The organism is Vibrio sp. 1402 (assembly GCF_033340275.1).
On the sequence record NZ_JAWOWE010000320.1, the window covers coordinates 1 to 666 of the forward strand.

A 666-nucleotide genomic window follows, 5' to 3' on the forward strand; every position below is an offset into this window, starting at 1 on the left:
TGTAACTTAACGTGTAGTAAGTGATACCGCCTTTACCGTAAAGCTCAAAACCAGCACCCAAAGGGTAGCTTACGTAACCGCTGATTCGCGGACCGCCATAACTCACGTCGGTGATTTCTGATATTGGGCTAATGAGTACAGAACCAATGCCGTTAAACGCGCCTTTGTAACCTGCTTCAAGGCCGAAGTTTTGGTCGAACATGTAACGGTAATACACATCCCCTAAGAACATGTCGCCGTCATCATGGCCATTATTGACGTCGTAACTGACGTCACCATAGCCTAAATTCGCCCCCACAATGTGTTTGGTTGGCTCGGCATGAGCGGTGACAGAAAGTGCAGACAACAAGCATGCTACGGCGTATTTGTAAGACATAAGGACTCCGAATAGTAAACGAATAAACAAGATGTCGAGTGATACGCTGGATTAACGCAGACGCGTCGCAAACTCAGCTTTGGTGTTGTCTAGCCACTCATAACGACGGCGGTACATCGAGCGTTTAGAGCGAGACATTCCCTCAGTATCGCGGCGCGTATCATTCACTTTTAATGCGTAGAAATGGCGGTTGTATTCAATGCCTCCCAACTCTTGCCATAGTGCGTCGTAGTCGGTTTTGATGCGTCCTTTACTGTAACGTCGTGCTGCGTATGTGTGAGATTGCGTTT

At 47.7% G+C, this 666-nt stretch carries 2 protein-coding genes; both read right to left on the bottom strand.

Features of this window, described 5'->3' with window-relative positions; genetic code table 11:
• A partial coding sequence (locus R7044_RS25815; protein ID WP_225456072.1) for an outer membrane beta-barrel protein occupies window positions 1-376 on the bottom strand: 376 nt, incomplete at its 3' end.
• Between the two features lie 51 nt (window positions 377-427).
• On the bottom strand, window positions 428-666 hold a 239-nt coding region (locus tag R7044_RS25820), incomplete at its 5' end, for a DUF535 family protein (protein WP_225456073.1).